Origin of the sequence: Tunicatimonas pelagia, assembly GCF_030506325.1 — a bacterium.
Classification (GTDB): Bacteria; Bacteroidota; Bacteroidia; order Cytophagales; family Cyclobacteriaceae; genus Tunicatimonas; species Tunicatimonas pelagia.
In genome coordinates, this window is the sequence record NZ_CP120683.1 from 1,568,735 (window position 1) to 1,592,391 (window position 23,657).

General features: G+C 45.2%; 19 protein-coding genes. 4 read left to right on the forward strand and 15 right to left on the reverse strand.

The features are described from left to right. Positions 1 to 10: 10 nt before the first annotated feature. Entirely contained in the window at positions 11 to 1,603 is a 1,593-nt protein-coding gene (locus P0M28_RS06605; RefSeq protein ID WP_302208885.1) for a RagB/SusD family nutrient uptake outer membrane protein, read from the reverse strand. Between the two features lie 12 nt (positions 1,604 to 1,615). Beyond that, positions 1,616 to 4,864 (reverse strand): SusC/RagA family TonB-linked outer membrane protein, encoded by a 3,249-nt coding sequence (locus P0M28_RS06610; RefSeq protein ID WP_302208886.1) that lies wholly within the window; start codon positions 4,862 to 4,864, stop codon positions 1,616 to 1,618. Between the two features lie 422 nt (positions 4,865 to 5,286). Here P0M28_RS06610 and P0M28_RS06615 point away from each other — a divergent pair, with 422 nt between their 5' ends. After that, positions 5,287 to 6,312, forward strand: coding sequence for a LacI family DNA-binding transcriptional regulator (locus P0M28_RS06615; RefSeq protein WP_302208887.1), 1,026 nt, complete (start codon positions 5,287 to 5,289; stop codon positions 6,310 to 6,312). A gap of 276 nt (positions 6,313 to 6,588) precedes the next feature. Here P0M28_RS06615 and nspC read toward each other — a convergent pair whose 3' ends face one another. From nspC to P0M28_RS06660, 9 genes are all read right to left on the reverse strand, one after another. Continuing rightward, on the reverse strand, positions 6,589 to 7,728 hold the full coding sequence (gene nspC, locus P0M28_RS06620) for a carboxynorspermidine decarboxylase (RefSeq protein WP_302208888.1): 1,140 nt from the start codon (positions 7,726 to 7,728) through the stop codon (positions 6,589 to 6,591). A gap of 25 nt (positions 7,729 to 7,753) precedes the next feature. Further along, positions 7,754 to 8,740, reverse strand: a complete 987-nt coding sequence (locus tag P0M28_RS06625; RefSeq protein ID WP_302208889.1) for a glycosyltransferase family 2 protein — start codon at positions 8,738 to 8,740, stop codon at positions 7,754 to 7,756. A gap of 2 nt (positions 8,741 to 8,742) precedes the next feature. Beyond that, positions 8,743 to 10,194 (reverse strand): lipopolysaccharide biosynthesis protein, encoded by a 1,452-nt coding sequence (locus tag P0M28_RS06630; protein ID WP_302208890.1) that lies wholly within the window; start codon positions 10,192 to 10,194, stop codon positions 8,743 to 8,745. Between the two features lie 188 nt (positions 10,195 to 10,382). Then, the gene (locus P0M28_RS06635; RefSeq protein WP_302208892.1) at positions 10,383 to 10,592 is read right to left on the reverse strand and encodes a hypothetical protein; all 210 of its coding nucleotides are present in this window, start codon (positions 10,590 to 10,592) and stop codon (positions 10,383 to 10,385) included. 55 nt (positions 10,593 to 10,647) lie between these two features. Continuing rightward, positions 10,648 to 13,035 carry a TonB-dependent receptor gene (locus P0M28_RS06640; protein ID WP_302208893.1) on the reverse strand — a complete coding sequence of 796 codons (2,388 nt, stop codon included), beginning with the start codon at positions 13,033 to 13,035 and terminating at the stop codon, positions 10,648 to 10,650. Next, the gene (gene rpe / locus P0M28_RS06645) at positions 13,032 to 13,688 is read right to left on the reverse strand and encodes a ribulose-phosphate 3-epimerase (protein WP_302208894.1); all 657 of its coding nucleotides are present in this window, start codon (positions 13,686 to 13,688) and stop codon (positions 13,032 to 13,034) included. The genes P0M28_RS06640 and rpe overlap by 4 nt, the downstream gene beginning before the upstream one ends. A 4-nt stretch (positions 13,689 to 13,692) precedes the next feature. Continuing rightward, positions 13,693 to 15,360: a S8 family serine peptidase gene (locus P0M28_RS06650; RefSeq protein WP_302208895.1), complete on the reverse strand. Its 1,668-nt coding sequence runs from the start codon at positions 15,358 to 15,360 to the stop codon at positions 13,693 to 13,695. Next, a complete protein-coding gene (locus P0M28_RS06655) occupies positions 15,344 to 16,051 on the reverse strand; it encodes a hypothetical protein (protein WP_302208896.1) in 708 nt (235 codons plus the stop codon). The genes P0M28_RS06650 and P0M28_RS06655 overlap by 17 nt, the downstream gene beginning before the upstream one ends. 97 nt (positions 16,052 to 16,148) lie before the next feature. Next, a complete protein-coding gene (locus tag P0M28_RS06660) occupies positions 16,149 to 16,388 on the reverse strand; it encodes a DUF6952 family protein (RefSeq protein ID WP_302208898.1) in 240 nt (79 codons plus the stop codon). Between the two features lie 197 nt (positions 16,389 to 16,585). On the opposite strand from P0M28_RS06660, the gene P0M28_RS06665 reads away from it, so the two are divergent. Further along, positions 16,586 to 17,215, forward strand: coding sequence for a beta/alpha barrel domain-containing protein (locus P0M28_RS06665; protein WP_302208900.1), 630 nt, complete (start codon positions 16,586 to 16,588; stop codon positions 17,213 to 17,215). Here P0M28_RS06665 and P0M28_RS06670 read toward each other — a convergent pair. Further along, positions 17,209 to 17,583 carry a hypothetical protein gene (locus P0M28_RS06670; protein WP_302208901.1) on the reverse strand — a complete coding sequence of 125 codons (375 nt, stop codon included), beginning with the start codon at positions 17,581 to 17,583 and terminating at the stop codon, positions 17,209 to 17,211. The genes P0M28_RS06665 and P0M28_RS06670 overlap by 7 nt on opposite strands. A gap of 3 nt (positions 17,584 to 17,586) precedes the next feature. Beyond that, positions 17,587 to 19,287, reverse strand: a complete 1,701-nt coding sequence (locus P0M28_RS06675) for a sodium:solute symporter family transporter (RefSeq protein WP_302208902.1) — start codon at positions 19,285 to 19,287, stop codon at positions 17,587 to 17,589. A 237-nt stretch (positions 19,288 to 19,524) separates the two neighbouring features. Here P0M28_RS06675 and bla point away from each other — a divergent pair, with 237 nt between their 5' ends. After that, a complete protein-coding gene (bla, locus tag P0M28_RS06680; RefSeq protein WP_302208903.1) occupies positions 19,525 to 20,427 on the forward strand; it encodes a class A beta-lactamase in 903 nt (300 codons plus the stop codon). 16 nt (positions 20,428 to 20,443) lie between these two features. Here bla and P0M28_RS06685 read toward each other — a convergent pair whose 3' ends face one another. After that, positions 20,444 to 20,824, reverse strand: coding sequence for a type II toxin-antitoxin system death-on-curing family toxin (locus tag P0M28_RS06685; RefSeq protein WP_302208904.1), 381 nt, complete (start codon positions 20,822 to 20,824; stop codon positions 20,444 to 20,446). A gap of 313 nt (positions 20,825 to 21,137) precedes the next feature. Here P0M28_RS06685 and P0M28_RS06690 point away from each other — a divergent pair, with 313 nt between their 5' ends. After that, positions 21,138 to 22,187: a glycoside hydrolase family 43 protein gene (locus tag P0M28_RS06690; protein ID WP_302208905.1), complete on the forward strand. Its 1,050-nt coding sequence runs from the start codon at positions 21,138 to 21,140 to the stop codon at positions 22,185 to 22,187. Positions 22,188 to 22,201: 14 nt separating this feature from the next. On the opposite strand, the gene P0M28_RS06695 is transcribed toward P0M28_RS06690, so the two are convergent. After that, positions 22,202 to 23,482 carry a BamA/TamA family outer membrane protein gene (locus P0M28_RS06695; RefSeq protein ID WP_302208906.1) on the reverse strand — a complete coding sequence of 427 codons (1,281 nt, stop codon included), beginning with the start codon at positions 23,480 to 23,482 and terminating at the stop codon, positions 22,202 to 22,204. Between the last annotated feature and the right edge of the window lie 175 nt (positions 23,483 to 23,657).

Below are 23,657 nucleotides of genomic sequence, written 5' to 3' on the forward strand. Positions count from 1 at the left end.
AAAATAGATTCTATTCAAAAGCCTGATTGATATCGGTTTCGTAATCCGGAATTTCGGAATAGAACGGACTGTCCCAAGGAACTGCCGAACCACCTCGGTCACCAGCGGGAATATCCATTCGTAACCCTTGTAGGTAATACAAGCGATCACCTTCAAAAGCCATTTCTTTAAATCGCTCCAGATGAATAGCATTCTCCAGATCGCTACCCGCATAATCGCCGATACCCGCGCGGTTGCGTACAGCGTTTAAATCAGCCGTAGCTCCCGCCACATCGCCACTTTGTGCCCGAATAATAGCTCGGAGCAAATGCATATCTGCTAACCGAAGAATAGGCAAGTTGGTAACTCGATCTCCCGCTCGGTAGTAGCGATTATTCCACACGTAAGCTTCGGTAGTGGCAAAGTTACCGTTGGGTTCAGGGTAAATATTGTCCGCAATGGTATCGGTCTGAGCTGATGAGAGCAACCGTAGGAACAACTGATTGAATCGCTTATCGGTAATTGCCTCGGGAGTTAAATTACCAGCTGCGTCTTCCCACCCAACTTGCTGAAGGAAGCTAGTACTCGCAATTATATGTCGATTTTGGTTAGTTTCCGGTCCACTCGCCTGACGGTTACTAGCATTATAATTCTGGAAGCGATTAGGGTGTTTCCAGTTACTAGAGCCTCCCAAACCGTCTCCGGTCCAAAGAGCGTAGTACCAGATTACTTCACTCCCCCGCTCAATACCCGTTTTGTTAAAGGCTTCAATGGGGTCTTCATCTAACGTATAGTCACCACCGTTTTGGTCAATTACAAAGTTTAGCTCGGCGAGTGCTTCATCACGCATTTCGGGTCCCATATGAAAGAGCACCTTCGCTAGTAAGGCAGCAGCAGCAAACTTATTGGCCCGTCCGTCGGCGTAAGATGGGTTATGTACTCCTTCTTCGTAGCGCTCGGGAAGTAAGTCTTTAGCCGCTCGCAAATCTTCAACGATTAGCCCATACAGGTCATTGGTAGAAGCTAGCTCGGAAGTAATTGCTTCATCAAAATTATCAGCCTGCTCAATACGAAACGGGATTCGTTTTTCATCGCTCGGGTACGGGGGCATATAAATGCGAGTTATCCAGTAGTAAGCGTAGGCACGAACAAAGTGTAGTTCACCGGCAATCCGGTCTACTTCATCTTGCCTTCCTTCACTAGCCAAAGGCCTCCCGTTATTCTCTTCTACAAAGTCGAGGCCGCCGTTGGCTAAACCTACCGCGAAGTAACCGCTGTTAAATACGCCATTGTCAAAGATGCCTATCGGAACATCGGTAACTCGGGCGTACATATCTTCCGAATCTCCGTTGGGTTCAAATCCGGCCGAAGGTGGGGCAATATTTACTCCGTCGGCAAATAACTCGCCCGCCATCCGGCCGTGAGCAAATATAGTTCGATTGCCACCGTTGCCTGATAGTGCGTAATAAGCACCGATAGGCGCTTTTTCAAAGTCAGCCAAGGTCAACCAAGGGTCTTCTACCGGACGCTCTAATTCAAAGAACTCTTCGTTATCGCAAGCTGATGAGAAGATCAGCAGTACGAAAACTGTAAATGATAAACTTATATATTTTGTGTAATTCATAATGACAGATAATTAGAATGAAAATGTTGCTCCAACGTTCCAGCTACGCACCTGGGGTAAGGTAGTACCAACCCAACCCTGTCCTAAGTTCCGGTTCCCCCCAATATTTACTACTTCGGGATCGTAACCGTCAAACTCGGTAATCGTAAACAGATTATTAGCTGATACATACACTCGGATACCGCTCATATTCAATCGCTCCATCAGGCTAGCCGGAAGATTATAAGCCAATTGTAAGGTTCGCATCCGAACAAAATCGCCACGTTTCAAAAATTTATCGTGTACTTGTCCAGATCGCTGATTATCAAAGCGTTGTTCAGCAACTATTTCATTTCCTGCCTCATCAGTTTCTCCAGTTGGCACATCATAGCGATGGTTCCAGGTTAGTTGGGGCCACTCAGCATTGGGGTTACCCTCTGTCCAAGTATTTCCTACAATATCTTGTCTCAGAATACTTCTTCCGTTTCCGATGTAGGATCGGGCTCGCTCGGCATTATCGTAGATATAGTTTCCTCCGGAGAACACCAGTACTGCCGACAGCTCTAGCCCTTTGTAGCGAAAGTTGTTCGTCAGACCACCGAAGAAAGTAGGTAGCCCGGTTTTATCTGTTTGGTCGAAGAGATGATCGCGCAGATTAGCCCGGGTGGCTGGAAGTACATTTCCGGTACGAACCCTTTCGCCCGTTTCCCGGAACTGCTCTAGATCCATTTCGTAGATCAGTTCATATCCACCTGTCGGATCAATTCCGGCATATTCAGCCAACCTGAAGTAACCTAAAGATTCACCTACGGTGGTTACTAAACCATTACTGCGGACATTATAGAGCTCTTCATCTTCACCTCCAGTAAGTTTCAGCACCTCGTTTTGGTTAGTAGTTAAGTTGAAACTACTAGACCACTGAAAACCGCCTCGATCAATGTTAATGGTATTTAGCGTAATTTCTAGTCCCTGATTACGCAGATCACCAATATTATCGAAGACAGTTGGATTGTTGCTCCAAATACCGGAAGACTGAGGTACTTGCACCGCTAACAATAGATCAAAGGCATCTTGTAGATAATAGCCTACCGAACCGCTAATCCGATTCCCATATAACTCGAAATCAAGACCAACATCATAAGCATTAGTTGTTTCCCACAGTAGATCGGGATTTCCAATCCTATTTAGTAGATCACCAGCCCCTACGTCGCCATAACGACCCCAACCAGTGTAACCAGTTTCGGTTGCTAGTTGGTCAATTGCCGAATTTCCGGTTTGCCCGAAGCTAGCTCGCAGTTTCAGAAACTCTACCGGAGTTATATTTTGCATAAAACTTTCGTCAGAAATAATCCATCCGGCTGAAGCAGCTAAGAAGTTGTTCCAGCGATTTTCGGGAGTAAAGAGGGAAGGCGCATCCCGCCGGAAGCTAAAGCCCAGCAGGTAACGATCCATCAGCTTATAATTAAAGCGGCCAAAGAAGCCTCTAAAATATTGCTCGCCACCTAATCCATTAGAAACCCGCTGCACATCACCAGGTGAACCTAAATCTTGGGCTTCGCCAAATAGCTCCTGCGCTTCGGTATTACGACGGCGGGCTTGCTGCTCGGTTGATTCAGCTCCAGCTACCAAGTTGATATTATGGATACTGCCAAAGTCGCGGTTCCAGGTACCGTACAGGTTATAGTTTAACCGTCGAAAAGTATTCGACGCATCAAAAGCGTATTTACTATTTTCTCGGATTACCGTATTTCCCCACTCGATGGTGCTGGTCTGCCGATAGTCAAAGGATAGCTCAGAGCGTAATGATAATCCCTTCACAAATGGAATCTTGTAATCTAGATTCAACCCACCGATAGCTCGGTAGACTTCCGTATCGTTAATATAGTTGTCCCGATTGATGGTAGCTCGCAAGTTCCTACCAGAAAGAGGGTCAAATAAAATAGGATTACCTTCGGGATCACGAATGGTGGGGTGAAATACCGGGAAAATAGGCAGAGCGTTTGAGTTAGCCATATTATAGCCACCTCGAGCGAGGTTAGCGTTGCCTCCGGGTCCACCAGAATTCGGGGCTGTCTGGTTGTTGCTGTAGCTTAGAGCAATACGAGAACCTACTGAAAAACTCTGAGCAGGATAAAAATCTACGTTAGCCCGCGTAGAATATCTTCGCAAACGATGCCCTTCCAAAATACTGTTATCTTCTCGGTAATTACCCGATAGATAATAGTTTGTTTTTTCAGTAGCATTAGAGGTAGATAAGTTTACATCTATAAAGCTACCTTGCCGCAGAGCTTCATCAAACCAGTTGGTATTCGCAATCTGACTACGGTCCAGTATCGCCGTTGGGTCGCGGGCATCATTGAGTAGCGCATTGGGGTCAAATTCTGGCAAACCTCGATTGGCTCGAGCCTCATCTACCAAACTTAACCAAGTCGGTCCATCTACAAAACCAATCTCTTCGGGGCCGCGCACCGGATTAGTAATACCGTAATTTACGCTCAAGTCGGTAGTACCTTTTCCGCCTTTACCAGATTTGGTAGTGACAATGATTACTCCATTGGCACCTCGCGAACCATAAATTGCGGTAGCCGAAGCATCCTTCAGCACCTCAATCGACTCAATATCATTAGGGTTAATAGTAGCGAGTGGGTTCAGATTACCACCATTACCTGCCCCACGACCAAGACCACCAAGACCTTCGCCACCTTGACTGGTTAAAATCATTCCGTCGATAATCCATAGCGGCTCAGTACCAGATGAAATGGAATTTGTCCCCCGAATCAATACCCGAGTTGGAGCACCCGGCACTCCTGAGGTTGAAGATACTTGCACCCCGGCAGCTTGCCCTTGTAACGCTTGGTCTAGCGAAGGTGCAGCTTTAAAGTTACTAAGCTCTTCGGCCTTTACCGTAGAAATAGCCCCGGTCACGTCCCGTTTCATTTGGGTTCCGTAGCCGACTACTACGACTTCAGATAGACTTTTAATATCTGGAGCCAAGCTGATATCAATCGTAGACTGATTGCCTACAGTCACTTCCTCGGTTTCATAGCCCACTGAGCTAAATACCAATACTGCTTCCGGGCCAGGAACCGCAATACTGTAGTTTCCATCAACATCAGTAACTGTACCTTGGTTGGTTCCCTTTACCAGTACGTTCACCCCAGGTAATTGGGTGTCATCACTTAAATCAGTAATCGTACCCGATACGGTTCGGCTCTGCGCCAGTACCATTTGCTGAGGTAGTAGGAAGATACCCAGCAATAGTAAGTAAAAAGTTAATCTCATAGGTTTACATTTTTGTTAATATGAAGTATAGATAGTTAGGTAAAAACTATGTTGAGACGTACCACAGAAAAAGGCATAAACAACCAAGTAGGTAGTTTCTGAAGCCCTGCATGAAAGTATAGGTGCATAGTTTTTAAGTTTGGCTAATGTAGTACTGTCTACTGATTTACCCCCTCGTAATATAAATATGCAGCAAAAAAACCAACCGGAAGGAGCCTTAAATTGTTATAATCAAATCTAATATTCTTAAAAAAAATGGAAAAGGCAATGATAATCTTTTACTATAGATATAAATTTTTACCGGAAACGTATCCGGTATTGCTAATTTTATAATTATCTAAATAATCGCGTTAGTTCATTGCGAACTCATTACTTATCCCTAACTTTAATAAGCACCGTACTTTATCTTTATCTGGGTAATTGTGAAAAGTGAATCTACTACCATCAGGGATATTGCCCATTTTCTAAACATCTCCGCATCTACTGTTTCTCGGGCACTTAATAACCACCACGAGGTTAGTCAAAAAACCAGACAAGCCGTGCTTAAGGCTGCCAAAGAACTAAATTACCAACCCAATGCATTAGCAATTGGACTAGTAAAAAACCGCACCAATACCTTAGGTGTGCTTATGCCCGATATTACTCAACCTTTTTATAGTTCGGCAATTAGCGGTATTGAGTATGTAGCCGTTGAACGAGGTTACTATGTGCTTATTTGTCAATCTGACGAGTCGTACCAAAAAGAGATGAGCCTAATGAGTATGCTAAATAAGCATCGGATTGATGGCCTTATTATTTGCCCTGCCACTACTACTGCCCGTTACCAGCACCTTCGAGCGGTTAGCCAAAATACTCCTTTGGTACAGTTCGACCGGATAGTGGAAAAAATTGAATCACACAAAGTAGTATCTGATGATTATCAAGGTGCCTATGAAGTTGTCAATCACCTAGTTCAGTGTGGTTACCGAAGAATAGCGCATATTGCTGGGCCTAAGCAACTTTCTATTAGCAAAAACCGAATGAGAGGTTATATAGACGCTCTCAGAAATGCCCAGCACCCAGTGCAAGAACAGTATATCCGAACGTGCACTTTAGCCAAAGACCATATGCGCGAGTGTACCGAAAGGTTATTAAACTTGCCTGAACCACCTGATGCTATCTTTGCCGTAAATGACCCTACTGCCTTAGAAGTGATGTACGTAGCTAAACGACGTAAACTCGCCATTCCTGAAGATATTGCCATTGCTGGTTTCGATGACCAGTCTCTAACGGCTTACCTTGATCCATCACTCACCACAGTTGCTCAGCCTTCATTTGCTATGGGCAAGACCGCTGCCGAACTGCTTATTGCCCAGATTGAATCTAATAATAATACTGAGATTCTATTTGAGAAAAAAATATTTAATACCAGCTTGGTTATTCGGGATTCTTCCAAAAAGCAGTGTTAATAAAAAATCTTCCTTGCCCCCTTTTTCTAAGGGGGAGGTAACGAATAGTTATAATTACGCTCAATATGCGAGCCAAATATATTAAAGCATATATTCCCCTTTCGTAAAAGGGATTATGGGGATTTAATGTTCGCTAGCAAGAACGCAATATTGATCTAATGTTAGTAGAGGATATTCCGATAAACTTCTAAGGTTCGTGACGTCATGAACCTCGGGGCAAATAATTATCAGAATAAGGTTTAGTATTAACAGCTAACACTTAATAATTCATGCCACCTAAGACAGCTTGTCTTTGAAGGCTTGATAATCAGGTTGGGCTACTAGCTCAAAAGTATTATCCTCGCGCCAAATGCCGATAGCGGGGTGACGCACTCCATTAAAGAACGTAGTTTTAACCATGGTGTAGTGCATCATATCGTTGAACACAATCCGGTCACCGATTTTTAGCGGTTGGTCAAAGTGGTAGTCGCCCACAAAATCTCCGGCTAGGCAGCTTAATCCGCCCAACCGATAGGCTGGTTGACCAGGTACAGCATCGGTTGCGCCTAACACTGTAGGCGTGTACGGCATTTCAATACAGTCGGGCAAATGCGCCGATATGCTAATATCCAGTACGGCCGCCTTAATACCTTGACTATCAAAAATATCTTCTACCGTAGCAGTTAGGTAACCGGCTTCCCAAGCCACCGCCGAACCAGGTTCCATGATAATTTCCACCTGATACTTCGCTTTAAATTCCTGAATCAGCTCAACCAAATGACTAAGATTGTATCCTTCGCGAGTCATTGAGTGACCACCGCCCCAGTTCAGCCACTTAGCCTGATGCAGTAAGGGTGCAAACCGATTTTCTATCACCCGCAGGGTACGTTCTAAGGCATACGAATCGCTTTCGCACAGCGTATGAAAGTGAATACCTTCTATTCCTTCGGGTAATGCATCGCCCAACTGTTCTGTGCTAATTCCCAAGCGGGTTCCTAAGGCACAAGGGTTATACAATTCAGTTTCTATCTCCGCATACTCAGGGTTGATCCTAAGTCCACACGAGATTTTTTTAGCATGTTTCTGTACTCGTCCCTTAAATTTATGCCACTGGTTAAGCGAGTTAAACGTAAGGTGCGTGCAGTACTTCATCATTTCATCAAACTCATCGCTAAAATAGGCCGGACAGTAGGCGTGTACTTCATCGCCAAACTCTTCGAAACCTAAGCGAGCCTCATTCAACGAAGAAGCCGTGGTGCCGTGCAGATACTGACGTACCAGCGGGAATACCGAAAACATGGAAAATCCCTTAAGTGCTAATATAATTTTTACCCCGGAAGCTTGCTGCACCCGCTGCATAATCGCCAGATTGTGCCGAAGTTTGGTTTCTTCTAATACAAAGCAAGCGGAAGGCACTTGCGTAAAATCAATAGACATGAATAGCTAGAAAGATTACAAACTACTACCGGGCATCAGGCGGAAGCACCTTACTCGTTAGGGTAGATAACATGAGCAGATCGCGAAAATCAGTGAAGTGCTGGCGCGGAACGCCTTCGGCTCGTAGCCGTCCATAAAAGGAAGAAACTACTCCTAGCAACAAAGCCATAAGACTTCCGGCGAAGTAACCTATCCGTAAGTATAACCAGCCCCTAATACCAAAATGCTTATAAAAATAATAATAGTCACTTTGCACGTGAATAATATTCATCAGACTAGCATTCTTCTTGGTACTTGCCCCTTCTTCGTGAGAGACTTTGGCATCTGGCACTAAGTGCCGCTCCCAGCCTCTTTTACGAGCTCGCCAAGCGTAGTCAACCTCATCGGCGTAAATAAATATGTTCGGATCCATAAGCCCAACATCCTCAATACACTTGCTCCGAATCATAAAGCAAACCCCTCGGGGCCACTGAATTACTTGAGGTTCATTGGGCACTATCGCCGGTTTTCGGTTAAAATGATACTCATAATCAGTGTTTCCTTGCAGAAGGGCTTTTAGTTTATTGATCCGAGGAATTACTTCCCAGGTGGCCCGGCCTCTCGGAAAGCGAAAACGATAGTGAGACTTCTGAGGGGCTCCGTCGGGGTAGTACAACTGTGGGCCACATATTCCAGCCTTCGGGTGCTGATCCATGTAGTTGATCATTACCTCAAACGCATTATTAAGCGGTTTTGCATCTGAATTGAACAGCAGAAAGTAACGGGAATCAGCAATAATCATTGCTTGGTTAACCGCCGATGGAAAGCCTACATTTTTTTCGTTCTGAATAACGTTAACTTGCGGAAAATGCTCGTTTAACATAGCGACCGAATCATCTCGCGAAGCATTATCAACAACGATGATCTGAAAACTGACTCCTTTTGTTTGAGAGAAGATAGTAGCTAGGCAGGATTCTAGTAGATCTCTGGTATTGTAGTTAACAATGGCAATAGTCAGGTCATACTTCTCCATAATTATTTCTTGCGCTTAACCATCGCGGTTAGCTTGTTAATTAATTGTTTTTCAAATATCTTCAGATAGATGCCGTACAGCGCTACAATGAAAAACCCTCCGGCAATAAGTACAACCAGGCCATCTAGATCGGTGGAAACACTCCACAAGTAGGCAATTGTTCCCGCCAACGCGCTAGCCAATGCTGGCTTAAAAACCTTTCCTAACAGTTCTATAAATGGCACGCCAATAATTTTTTGAATATAGTGCTGATACACCAGCAGGCCGATTGTTTTATAAATTACTACTCCCCAGGCAGCTCCTACAATACCAAACCAGATAGACCCCAGCGTGATAGCGGGAACTGTTACCAGTAACGTGAGTAACGCATTAATCTTTACAATCAAGTCAGCCCGACCCGTACTTTTAATTACCGTAGATACGGTGCCACTAATTGCGTGGATGATTACCGACAGTGATAATATTCTTAAAGGATTTACTGCTCCCAACCATTCTTCACCAAAACCTACTAAAATAATTGGCTTGGCGAGGGCAATGAATATCACCATAATCGGAATAAGGATATTAGCATTCAGATGCACTACTCCTAAGTAATACTTCTTCAGTTCCTTCCCATCGCTTTGCATGCTAGAGTACGCCGGAAAGAGCACCTTATTAAAGATATTCATTACCTTGGTCCGAAACGTATCGGTGAGAATAAAACTTAGCGTATACACGCCCAAGGCTTTGCTGCCAATGAGTTTTCCAATCAGTAAGTAGTCAATATTATTAGTCAGAAAGTAGAAGATGCGCTCAATAAGTACGTACCCCCCAAAGCTGAACAACCCCATGAAAGCAGGTTTATTAAACGATATAGGCGGAACCCAGCGCACTTGCAGAAAATACAGTATGCCCGAAATAACGGATACGATAATGCTATTAAACGCCAATGCCCATACTCCCCAGCCAACAAAGGCCAGATAGATTGAGACTCCACCCGCAATAACAACCGCTACAATATTGATAATAGCCTGAGAACGAAACTCTAGCTGGCGCGACAGCTTCACCTTAGGGATAAGGTACAGAGCATCAAGCACAATAGAAATGGCAATAACTGGCAGCAAACTGCTCAATACTGGTTCATCGTAAAACCAAACGGCAACGGGTGATAGAACTAGTGCCGTGATTGCGTAACCCACCAATGCCACCCCAATGTTAGTCCAAAAAGCAGTTATGTAATGATCTTCGGTGAGCTCTTCTTCTTTCCGCTGAATAAGGGCCGCCCCCATACCGAACTCACTAATCATCTTAATGAAATTCGTGAAAACAACGGCCATGCCAATAAGCCCGTAGTGTTCAGGCAGCAATAAACGGGCTAGTACCAGCTTTACAACCAAGCGTAGCCCCTGGTTACCCAAGGAAGATACCGCTACCCAACCGACACCACTGGCAATTTTTTTACTGCTTACCTTCAAATGAACAGCTATTTGTATTAAAGTACAAAGCTACAATTTGCTATTGTATTTATTCTGAAAATCCCCTGAATATCTTACTAAAATGTTTTTTTTGCTAAAAAAAACATGTAAAAGTGAATACTACCGTTGTACTATTTTTTGAATATTCTTTTGAATAAAGTGGTTGGTTGTGCGTAGGGTTATCGATTTTAACTACGAACCAATTGGCCAGCCTCGTACTCAATAGCTCGCAAACTGCTGGGTTCTGGGGGCAACCGTTGCTTACACCCTAGTCTAACTGCCTGACCAATCAGGGACTGTACCCAAAGGCGAAATGAAAGTGTAAGAAGAATGGCTGCTGTACCGGCAATTCCTAACACAAGCAGTATTTTTTTAACCCAGGCCGGATGTGCAGCCATTTTAGTAAGAACTTCTGTAGTAATAATACAACCGGTGATTTAACTAAAACGTACGCTAGCGAAGAATGACATTGGCATTAATAAACCGAGCCGAAAGACGGTTGGGTACTCCAAACTGCTGGTCGCGTACATCTTCTACCCACGTAAAAGAAATAACGTTATTGGCCCTTAGCGCATTTAGCACTTCCAACCCAATCCACAACGACCGGAATAGCTTAGTCTCTTTGTCTCGGTTTAACGGAATTTCTTTAGAGAAACCCAAATCTACCCGTCGGTAGTCAGGCCCGTTGAGGGCATTGCGGTTACGATCGTTATTGGGTGGGCCAAACGGTAGACCAGTTCCGTAGAGTAGGCTTAGATACACCCGCATGGTGGGGTCGTTAGGCAAATGATCCTGAAAAAATACGCCCAGATTTACCAGCTGGTCCGACGGGCGACGGATATAGCCCCGGCCATCATCCGCTACATCTTCCCGCGTTCGCAGTATCCCCAAACTGAACCACGACTCGGCTCCCGGGATAAAGTCTCCGTTCAACCGCATGTCTATCCCCGTAGCGTAGGCTCGGGCAGTATTCTCAGCAAAGTACCGAATTCGTACATTATCAATATCGTAGGGGTTTACGTTGTAGAGGTGCTTATAGTAGAGTTCAGTAAGTAGAGTAAACTCTCGCCCCAGCATCGTGAAACGATAGTCGGCTCCCAAAATACCGTGAACCGACGATTGAGCTTTCACATCGGTTTGAAGGTTTCCGACCCGATCGCGTAGCTCCCGATAAAACGGTGGTTGCTGGTACAGTCCGGCCGAGGCTCTTATTACCAAATTTTTGTTAGCCGGAGGCTGAAAAGCGTACTGCACCCGAGGACTAATTAACAACTGCTGATTTACGTTCCAATAATTAAATCGCACCCCGTAGTTGATTGTATGTATTTTACCAATCTCTGTGGTGTTCTGTATGTATCCGAATAACCGTCGCGAGTCTAACGCCAGCTCGTTGCTTACGGCACGTTCTACCGTGGTGAAACCCGCCGAATCGCTGATTAAATACTCAGACAGTTGGTCCTGAAAATCTTCCAGGCTCACCCCTACCCCAAACTCCAGCGTATTGCTTTCGTTGAGAATATAGGCCACTCGGTTTTCCAGATTATAGATATTCGCTTGGAGCTTATTACGGGCATGATCTAAGTTGACCCCCAACCCAATAATTGTCGCGCATTCGTCTATTTGAAAATCTCCCCCAATCTCTACATCACACAGTCGGTATCCGGCAATCAGATCAAAATACTCCCGCTCCTGCGTAGTTACCCACGAGCCGATTAAGCGAGAACTCCACCGATCATTGATACGATAAGTCCACTGTAAGCCAGTTTGGAACGTTTGGTAGGTCAGATTTTCTTGCCCTTCGTAACCAACAAATAGGTTGAAGCTCTCTTGTAACGTTCCAAAGGTAGTGGTGCGGCTCTCGGGTTGCACCCGGTAGTTGTTGTTGGCGTACGCTACCAGTAAGCCCAACTCACTTTTCACCTTATTCTCATCGCCATCTAAATCGTACGTTATGTACGACTGAAGATCGGTAAACTGAGGACGATACTGCCCATCAATTTCCAGGGTGCCTAACAAGTACTGCGCCCGCTTATGACGTACACCTGCAATGTACGAACCTTTCTTGTAGCTACCCTCCACGTGAGCCGCTCCCCCTAGCAACCCCGCCCGCAACGAAGCATCAGTTGTGGTTGGCTTTTTATAGCGCACATTTAGGGTAGACGATAGCTTATCGCCGTACTTGGCTTGCCAGCCACCGGAAGAGAAAGCCACATCGGCCACCAAATCCGGATTGATAAAGCTCAGCCCTTCTTGCTGCCCCGCTCGAATTAAGAAAGGGCGGTACACCGGAATATTATTTACGTACACCAGATTCTCGTCGTAGTTCCCACCGCGTACCGAGTAGTTAGAACTCAATTCGTTATTACTAACTACGCCGGGTAGCGTAACTAAAATCCGGTTAAAATCTTGGAAGGCCGAAGGAATATTCTGGGCGGTTTGCGGATCAAGCCGTACTAAACCTGGTACAAAGCGACTGTCATCATCAGTATTCGCCACTACTTCTACCTGCTCCAGCAAGCGGACATCAGGCCGTAACGTAACAGATAATGTTAGCGTATCGTAGGCACTCAGAGTAACCTGACGCAGAATGTTGGTGTACTCCAAATGCGAGAAAGCCAGATCGTAGGTTCCAGGAGCCAAAGAAAGCTGAAAAAAACCCCGCTCGGTAGTTACGGTTCCCTGGTCACTACCTTGCACCGATATGGCTACGTCGGGAAGCACAGATTGGGTACTATCTCGTACGGTACCATTGACTACCGCCAGTTGAGAAAAGCACGAAAGGCTCAAGCCCAACCAGCACCCCAGGGTGATTATCCCGCACCGCAGTACTAGATGCTTCATACTTGCACGGCCTGCTTCAAATTGGCGATGGTAGTCATTGGATCGGCAGATTTGAACACAAAGCTACCGGCTACAAAGGCATTCACTCCGGCCTGAGAAAGCTGAGTCGCGTTCTGATCGCTTACGCCGCCATCTACTTCTATCAGCACCGAAGTATCGGCTTTTTGCATTAACTGGCGCAGGTCAGTTAGTTTTTGATAGGTCTGCTCAATAAAGCTTTGCCCACCAAACCCTGGGTTCACCGACATAATTAGTACCAGATCAATATCAGTCAGAATATTTTCCAGCAGTTGTACCGAAGTGTGGGGATTGATGGCTACCCCCGCTTTGCAACCCAACTCTTTAATCTGCTGAACCGTGCGGTGCAAATGCGGGCAAGCTTCGTAGTGTACCGTAATTCGATCGGCACCCAGTTTTTGGAATTCAGTCAGATATTGATCGGGGTTAGTAATCATTAAATGCACATCCAGTGGCTTCTGAGTGTGTTGCTGAATAGCTTGCAACACTGGCATTCCGAAGGAGATGTTGGGCACAAACACTCCGTCCATCACATCTACGTGAATCCAATCGGCCTCACTTTGGTTGAGCATCTCTACGGCTGATTGCAGGTTGCCAAAATCGGCCGCTAGTACCGATGGGGCGATGTATTTCATGTATCTAGAATTTTATCACTTTTACGGTGTCAGAAGCAGTAGCACTTAGTACGTGCAACACGTATACTCCTCGCTGCCAAGATGAAGTATCTACGGTAAACGAGTCATCATTGGAAACGGGAACATGCTGGGTGAGTAGCAGTTGCCCGGTACTGTTGTACACGTACACATCGAGAGGTTCACCAACAAAATCAGCCGACTCTACGAATAAGTTACCACTTTCAATCGGATTAGGAAATACTTTATAGCGAGAAACAGCCGTAGGCTTTCGTGTTGACAGCGGGATTTGATCAGCTAGTACTTCAAAATTAGGAATACCGTAACCCAATTCGTTATCCGGGGTCATGGCTTGGCTACCAGCCGACCGAATTCTATCCATAATTTCTAGGTTAGTAGCCTGGGGAAATGCCTGCCAGACCCCCGCAGCAAAACCCGAAATTAGCGGAGCCGAAAAAGAGGTGCCATTGGAACGAGTTATGTTACTTTGGGCATTGACTACCACGGTTTGCAAACCTAGCGCAGAAACATCGGGCTTCACCCGCCCATCGGCGGTAGGTCCAAAAGAGCTAAAGGAAGCCCGGAAGCCACCCGCACCAACTGCTCCTACGGCCAGAATATCCGGTGCATCGGCCGGTGGCGATACGTAACGCCAGCGTCCGCCACCTTCGTTACCCGCACTCACTACGCAAAGTATTCCTTTGGCCGTAGCCATCCGAGCTGCCCGGGTAATAGCTGCCGTTTGTCCGTCCAGGTCACTGTAAGTATAGCTCATCTCAGCGTCATCGAAGGTAGTATACCCTAATGATGTGCTGATAATATCCACCCCGGCACTATCCGCTTTTTCAGCCGCAAACAGCCAGTTGTATTCTTCTATCCGGTACTCTGAACCCGACTCTTCCGTGATGCAGAGCATAACATCGGCTGCGTAGGCTCCCGCCTCCAAAACACCCGGTTGGTAAGCTGCAATGCAAGACAACGCCTCCGTACCATGCTGCCCATACCGATAAACGTTGGGGCTATTGCCGACAAAATCGTAGGTTAGCTTCAGTTGATCATTGCTATACAGGTGCTCAAAGAAAGCAGACTCGTCCACTCCACGAAAACCACCGTCAAATACGGCGACAAAAACTCCTTCACCATTGTAGCCCCGGAGGTGCATCTCGTCAATACCCAGCATTTGGTTTTGTTCCTGATTAAGCAACTGCTCGGCTCGCTCGTACTTTTTCCCTTTTTTCGACTTACCGTAAGAAGCCCCGCCCGAGGAGCTACCTCCCTGCCGGTTGTTACGCCCTTTAGGTTTCACTATTTCGGCACTCAGCACGTATTCTGAAGAAACCAGTTGTTCAATAATATCAACAGAAGCTTCAACCAAGGCAGCGTTAAACCACTTAGAGGTATAAATCACTTCACCTCCCTGAGCGGCCGCTTCCTGAAGATAGTTGGGGTTTACGGGAAAGTCAGAAATATCTACCGAGATATTCTGCTGCTGACGTCGCTCAATAGCGCGTTGGGAAAGATACTCTTCGGGCTGACTCACCAAAAACTGAGCGGTATCTTTATCAGCGAAATAAAGCAGGTACTGCTGTACTTGGGCATAACCGGAGGTAGTAAATAACCATAAACAACCAAGCAGTAAGAAACGTAATGTAGTGGAGTTAATCGATTTTTCCATAGGCGGTTAGGGTCTGCCGATAATCGCGACCAAAGTCAATAATAAATTGTCCCAAACAATCCTCTTCAGCACAGTACGCTATATTTACTGATTTTTTGTAGAAAAGCCCTACGTTATCAACGTAAGTTTCCGAAAAGATGCTATCGCTCACCAGGGAAGACACGTTGCTTTGCACAACTGTAATACTTTGGGTTAATAACGTATCGATTGTGCTTTCTATTTCCTCCAGTAACGCTTCTGGTGTTGTTTGTAGTTCGTAACGATCCGCCGACTTAGCATTTAGTGCATTTCCATCCCACACCAGCTTATTTGTGAAGGGAAAAACCAGTTTAATAAACGGAGTATTATTCTCTACTACCACTGCCCGCTGGGTATTCACTCGAGCCGTCCAAACTGAATCTAGCACCCATGCCTGATCGGGGAAAAATCGGGAAAATCGTTCTAACCGATAAATTAACTCATTGCCTTGCCCTGGGAAAGAATCAGCGACAACTTCTCTCAGAAAGTAACGCTGGGTGTCCGGCTCATTCAGTAGGCTGTACGAAATATCCTGAACCGCATATTCTCGAAAGTTGCCTACTTCGATGGGAAAATAACTGAAGCCCAGCCGAGCGGATGAAGGTTCAATAGTTTCGGATTCGCAGGCGAGCAGCCAGCCAACTAGTGAGATCCACAGAAGTGAACGTAGCATTATCGAGGTAATTTGCGATGTAAGGTAGCAAATACCCTATGAAACTAATCTGACATGTGAGAAAAAACCGAAAAATGATGAGAACTTAGTGCGGTATTCAGATAGATTCCCGAACCTGAAGGGTGTACTGCTGAAAAGCATCATGAAACTCAATGCCTTCTTGCTTTACTCGTTCCAAAACATAAACCGCCGCCAGCAGGTAGGTCAGCTTTTCACCGGCATCCTGCCCTTCTACCTCAAAACTAAGTTCTTCACCTTCTACCAGGGCCTGCTCGGCTTCAACTAGTTGATCTATTGTATAATTCTCAACTAGTTTCCTTACTTTGTTTCTTTTCATCTGACCTTTAACGCTACTTCTGCCAATTAATAACTTATTGTATTCAATTTTTGAACCAATTTGCTTTTCTAGCTAAAAAGTTCTCATTTTTGTTAGGAAGCATACAAATGATGGCATGTATGAATATGGACAACAAAACGCTTTTTTGTTTTGTTTACTATTAATTCTTTAAAAATAAACATAATTTTTATCAGCTTATGGCGCTTAAAACTACGGTAAAAGTAGGAAGCATTAACAATTTAAGCGACGCCCGCTACTGTGCTGGGATAGGAGTGGATATTCTGGGATTTTGTTTTGAATCTACCCACGAAAAATTCATTGAACCTACTGCATTCTTAGCCATTAGCGAGTGGTTATCGGGCGTACAGTACATGGCTGAGTTTCCTACGTATTCTTTCCAGCAGATAGAAGAGTCTCTGGCGTTGTACGAAAAAGTGCAGCATATCCAGACAGATAATTCACCAGAGCTACCCTTCTTGCAGTCAAGAAAAGAATCGGCCTCCCTTAGCCTAGATGCCGGTAAATATAAATCGCTGGGAGAAATTGCTGATACGCTACAGGATTGTCACCAAGAAGTAACGTACTTCGTGCTGGAGAATCCGCATAACTCTGCCAATCTAACCTTGGATGATGCATTGCACCTTGCCGAGCAATATCCCATCTTATTAGGTTTTGGAATCACTCCCGAAAATATTCTCTCGTTGGTAGATAATAGTGCCATTGCGGGCATTGCCCTGAAGGGTAGCGAAGAAATTAAACCGGGCTACAAAGACTTTGATGACCTAGCTGAAATACTGGAAGTGCTGGAAGTAGACGAAGCTTATTGAGCGGCTTCTACCTGCGTTGTCAATTCAGCTGAGCCGAATACTTGTAATTTCAAGTAAGCTGTATCCACTGATACGTTGGATATTACTGCCGCAGAACCCGACAGAAACGACGATTTACGCTTATTTTCGCCGGACAAAAATCCCAGATCAATTTCTTCACCGTGGCTTAGCCGTTCCCAAATCCGCACCGTAGCCCTTCCCTGATTAGCAACTTTTATTTTAAAGCTCTCTTGCTCATTTTCACTAACAACCAACTTTTGTTGAGGTGGAATGACTACTCGCTGCACGCTACCACAACCAACGATTAATAGTCCGAAAGAAATATATAAAAAACCTTGGCTAAGCGACGTGTATTTTGACAAATGCATAAATCAAGAACTGGTAGCGCGGGGCAATATTGCCTGAAAGAGCAGTCCGGTAATCACCATTAGCGCGCAGCCAATAAAGTTATACCAAAGATACCCAATTTGGTCGCGGAAGAAGAGAAACAACAGCAGTACCATACCTTCGGCAACCAGAGCTGCCCAGAAGGTGGCTCGGGACCGAATGTGCCGGATGTAAAATGCGGTGAGAAAAATGCCCAGAATAGTACCATAAAAGAGTGAACCCACCAGATTGACAAACTCAATCAAATTATCGGCCAGCGGAGCCAGCGAAGCAAAAATCATCGCAATGATACCCCAACCTAATATAAACCAACGCGACATTCGCAAATAATGCTCATCGGAAGCATTGGGTCGGATGGTACGGCGATAGAAATCGATAGTGGTGGTAGTACCCAGCGCATTTAGTTCGGAAGCGGTAGAGGACATGGCGGCAGAGAAAATTACGGCGAGTAGTAAGCCCACCATTCCCTGCGGGAAGTAGCGCATGACGAAGGTGAGAAAGACGTAGTCGGCATCTTCGGTTTCGTTATCCGGGTTAGCCTGAGCAACCATCTCCCGAGCCTGAGCTTTCAAAGTTTGTGTTTCTTCTTCTAGCGCTAATATTCGCTGGCGAGTTCCGGCTACGGCTGCTTCATCATCTTGTTCAATCTGGCTAAGTAACGCCTGAATGTTCTCTCGTTTTTCTTCAAAAACCTGCTGATACTGCTGGTCAAGCTGCTCCCACTGCCCAGCGTACTCCGACTGGGTGACACTCTCCTTCCCTTTCTCAATGAAAAATAGCGGGGGTTGATAGAATTGATAGAAGACGAATACTAATATTCCTACCATCAAAATCAGAAATTGCATAGGCACTTTTAGCAAGCCGTTCATTACCAATGCTAAACGACTTTGGGTGATAGATTTTCCAGTTAGATACCGCTGTACCTGCGATTGATCGGTACCAAAGTACGCCAGTTGTAAGAAGAACCCTCCGGCAATGCCCGACCAGATATTGTAGCGATCACTAAGGCTAAATTCCAGATTAATTACATTCAGCTTACCCATGTAACCCGCTATATCAACCGCACGGCCAAAGGAAACTTCTTGGGGCAGCAGATTTAAAACGACAAAAACAGCAGCGATCATTCCGCCCAGCATCACCACCATTTGTTGCTTCTGGGTTTGGCTCACAGCTTTAGTTCCGCCACTCACTGTATAGATGGTCACTACCACACCAATAAGAAGGGTGGTGGCTGATAGGCTCCAACCTAGAATAGCCGAAAGTATGATGGAGGGCGCAAAAATAGTGAGTCCAGCCGCCAAACCTCGCTGCACCAGAAATAGAAAAGCCGCTAGAATACGAGTTTTCAGATCGAAGCGACTCTCGAGAAACTCGTAAGCCGTATAAACCTTTAGCCGGTAGTAAATCGGAATAAAGGTAACCGATAGTACAATCATCGCTATCGGTAGCCCCAAGTAAAACTGAACAAAGCCCATCCCCGACTCAAACGCCTCTCCCGGAACGGACAGAAAAGTAATGGCACTCGCCTGCGTAGCCATGACCGACAGCCCGACCGTCCACCACTTAAAGCTGTAGCCCCCCTTTAGGTAGCTGTCTATATCTTGCTGGCCCCGGGTACGGTAAATACCGTAGGCTACTATGAACAATAACGTACCAATTAAAACAACCCAGTCGAGTAGGCTCATGCGTAAGATTGGGTTAACCAGTAAAAGAAAATAAGCAGTGCAACGAGTACGCCAGCAACTAGGGCGTACCAGCCGTTCCAAGAAGAGAAGAGTGGAGGACGGTTGTCAGTATCCATTAGGGTTGTAGTTTATCGGTTAAATCTACACAATGCTAACCGAAAGCCGGAATATTTAGTATAAAATCCCGTTTTTTAGAATAGTTCATTACTATTTCTTCAGAAAACTTACTGCAATCCAATGAAACTAAGCAACAATACCTTACGCGAAGCCATCGCTATGCTGCTCTTTATTTTGCCGTATTTTTACTCTTTCGGTCAGACAAGTCCTGAGCAAGAAATTGAGCAGTACGCTCAAAACATCAGTGGAAACGTAGGTGTCTATGCTTTACTTATAGAAACTGGTGAAACCGTTTCGTATCAGGCCGACCAAAGATTCCCCATGCAAAGCGTGTACAAGTTTCCGATTGCAATGGCCGTACTCGATCAGGTGGATAAAGGAAAATTAAGTTTAGATCAAGTAATTCAGGTTTTGCCATCAGACTATATTCCTGAGCAAGGTTATAGTCCGATTCGGGAGAAATTTCCCAAGGGGGTTGAGCTTACTATTAGAGAGCTACTTGACTATACCATCCGCAGTGACGGTTCGGCCTCTGACGTATTGCTGAAAACGGTTGGCGGAGCAGAAGCAGCCGATCAGTACGTTAGTAACTTGGGCATAGGGGATGAAGACATGGCGATTGCTTTACCTGAAAAAATTCAAGTGGCGAACGATACTATTCAATACCAAAATTACTCCACTCCCCGAGCCATGACTGAACTGCTAAAAACTTTCTGTGTAGATAGTGTGCTTTCGGAAGCGAGCCAAGCTTTACTTTTTCAAGATATGATAGACTCGAAGACTGGTTTAGGCCGAATAAAAGGTTTATTACCCAAGGGAACGATCGTAGCGCACAAAACCGGAACCTCTGCTACGTATAACGGGCTAACTCGAGCTACCAACGATGCCGGGATTATTGTACTGCCCAACGGAAACCATCTGGCAATCAGCGTATTTGTTTCTGACTCCTATGCTTCGGATAAAGAACGTGACCGGATAATTGCCAACGTTGCTAAAGCTGTGTTTGATTACTGGCGAAATTAATCATTTCGGCTGCTACCTAAGTTTGTTGCTTCGTATTCTTTTCTAGCCATTCCTTGATTTGATCGAAGCTGCGTTCTCCAATAGAAATCGAGATCACAAATTGGTATTTCTCTTCTTGGGTTGCCTGAATTTTAATCCGTTCATTCATTAATAAAAGTCTGGCGAGAACATACCCAGTTCGTTTGTTCCCATCAATAAAAGGATGATTGCTAACGATGCTTTCAATAATTGCAGCCGCCTTGTCGATTGGATTCGGATACAGCTCCTGCCCACCAAAAGTTTGAAAAGGGCGATTTATAGCTGAATTTAAAAGCTCTTTATCCCTAACTCCACTCGAACCACCAAACTGCTCTATCAGAATGGCATGTATCTCGAGAACTTCACGTTCAGAGATCATTGAGCCAATCGTTCAAGGAGCTCTCTATCTTCGGTCAGAATAGTCCTAAGATTGTGAGAAAGCGTTACTGATTTCTCGGATTTGGTATCAACTGACTTTAAATAGATATAAACTTCTTGAAGCACTTGTTCAGACGAACTATTTAATAGTTCGTTAATTGCCGATTTTACTTGTTCTCTACTCATGCTTAAAAGTACGAATTTAGTAGAGAATCTGTTTCTATTTACAAAGTAGGTCGCTAAACACTGAGCTACGGTCATAATAGGACTTTCATAAACTTACCTACTTTTGCTTCAGTAATTTTGACTATCTTTTGATTTTTCAAGATACTGCAATGACCCGCCTCAAGAAAGCGACCTTTATTCACCTTCTAATCAGTTGGTTTAGTTTGCTACCTATTTTACTTCCGGGGCAAACACCAACGCACTATACCAATCCGGTGAGCGATTCTATCTTTTTAGCTGATCCGTTTGTGCTCCAACACGAGCAAACCTACTATCTCTACGGAACCAGTGCCAATGATGGGTTTAAAGCTTGGAAATCATCCAACTTGGTGGATTGGGAGCCAATAGGATACGTTTATCAGCGTCCTGAAAATTCCTGGGCTACCAAGAGCTTTTGGGCCCCGGAGGTTGTCCGTTACCGAGACAAATTTCATCTAATCTTTAGTGCTAAAGGCAATGATCCGGATGGGCTGCGAATCTGTATGGCCATTGGCGATTCTCCCGAAGAGCCGTTTGAAGATTGGCGGGTGCCACTGTTTGATAATGGCTACTCCTGCATTGACGGTCACTTATTTATCTATCAAGATAAGCCTTATCTGTTTTACGAAATGGTAGGCGTAGTGGGCGAACCCTGGGATAATAAAGGCTACTTCAAAGGCACTATACTGGGCTGTGAGTTATCAGATGATCTCACCCAGATTATTAGCGATGACCCTACCGTATGCGTCACTCCCACCCAACCTTGGGAAATCCCAAAAGACGGAAAAGCCATATCGGTAGAAGGAATGACGGTGTTTGAGATTGACAGCACATTGTACATGACCTACTCCGCCAATCACTACGCCGATCCTCGCTACGGTGTAGGTTACGCCACGGCTACTCATCCGCTTGGTCCGTGGACGAAAAGTGAAAGTAATCCTATTTTGGCGCAAGATCCATCCATTGGCGTTTCAGGACCGGGTCACAATAGCATCATCCGCTCACCCGACAGCAAAGAACTGTTTATTGTATATCACAGCCACGCTGACCCCAATAATCCATCGCCCAAAAGGATTCTAAATATTGACCGCCTAATGGTAGAACCTGATGGAAAGTTACGAGTGATTGGCCCCACCCGAACGCCAAAGCCGATACCTTGAGGCGCTGAATATCACTAAAAATACTGCCCTACTCCAATAACAGCTCCTCGCTCTCCGGTATCAAAAACATCAACGCCATAATCAAAGCGGAGAACCGCGCCAAATACTTTTTGATTGATTAACCGCACCCCTAGACCAACAAACTGCCGAATATTTTTACGGCTGACTATATCTTCTAATTCCCCACCCGGTTTTCGCCAGGTTCCCGTATCGGCAAAGCCCACCACCTGCCCGGCAAAGTGAGAAATTTGAAACACCGTTTGCCGAAACTCAGCGTTGACCACTGCCTGAGCGGTGCCCCGATCTACCCGGTTGCCCGATCCTCGAATATTGACCTGACTATCCAGCACAAAAGGTGCAAAGGGAGAATCGTTGTTGGTAGCAATACCGGCTTTTACACGAACCGCAATATTGGCCGTCTGGTAAGGTCGCCAGTACTGAATACGCTCCAGAAAGAGACTAAAGAATTGAGAATTGTCATCGAAGGTATAGACTGATTGCCCAATCGCCCGCCAGTACGAGCCATTTCGGTAAAAATAATCGTACTGCAAGTGATTGGTCTCAAAACTCAGTCTGGTAAGCAATTTATCTTGGCGCACTTGATCTGGGCCGGGCAGTGGCGGAAACTCTTCCTCCTCATCTTTCTCATATTCTTCTATAAAAAAGTTAACCCCTAGTTCTATTTTTCGGTTAAATCCGATATGACGAATACCAGTGATGCCCGTACTGGTGTTGGTATATTCATAGTTAACTGTAGCCTCAGGAAAAAATAGTGGCTCGGGTGTGCCTATTCGCCGAATATCAATGGCGTAGCCCCAAGGCTGTCCCCTGACCCGCTCATTACGAAAGAAAATTTGCCCGTTTGGGATTCCATTATTACTTAGAAAATAGCCCAACAGTGTCTGCCCTTTACCCAAAAAGTTATATTCGGCCAAACCTAGCTGAAACCAGAAATTATCAGTAACACCGCCCAGGCCAGCAATGGGCAAAAGTGTACGCTGCTCCTCAACCGCAAACTCAATTCTCACCTGTTTATCTTCCACCGTATCGACTAACACCGTTACATTACCTATGCCAGGAACACGAATCAGTTGTTGTCGATCTTCTTCAGCTTGCAACTGACGATACGATTGCCCCACAGTAGTCTTGATGAAATTACGCAGATAATCTTCATTGCTCTTCTTAAGCCCCGAAAGCTGAATATTGGTAACAACAAGACCCTGTTCTTGCCCCAGAACCGGATACCAGAAAAGTAAGAAATCAAAGAGGAGGAAAAACCAATAATACCGCCTCATGCGTTTTGGGGTGAGGTAACTAACTGCTGAATTATACTAAAAGTTGCCATTAATAGCGAATCGCTTCTAAAAAGAATTTTCAAGACGGGAGGGCTGAAACCCGAAGTCCGTACAATCTTCAGTCTTCGGTCTTCCGACTTCCCTCTACTATTTGTTGCAATTGTGCTCAGGTCTC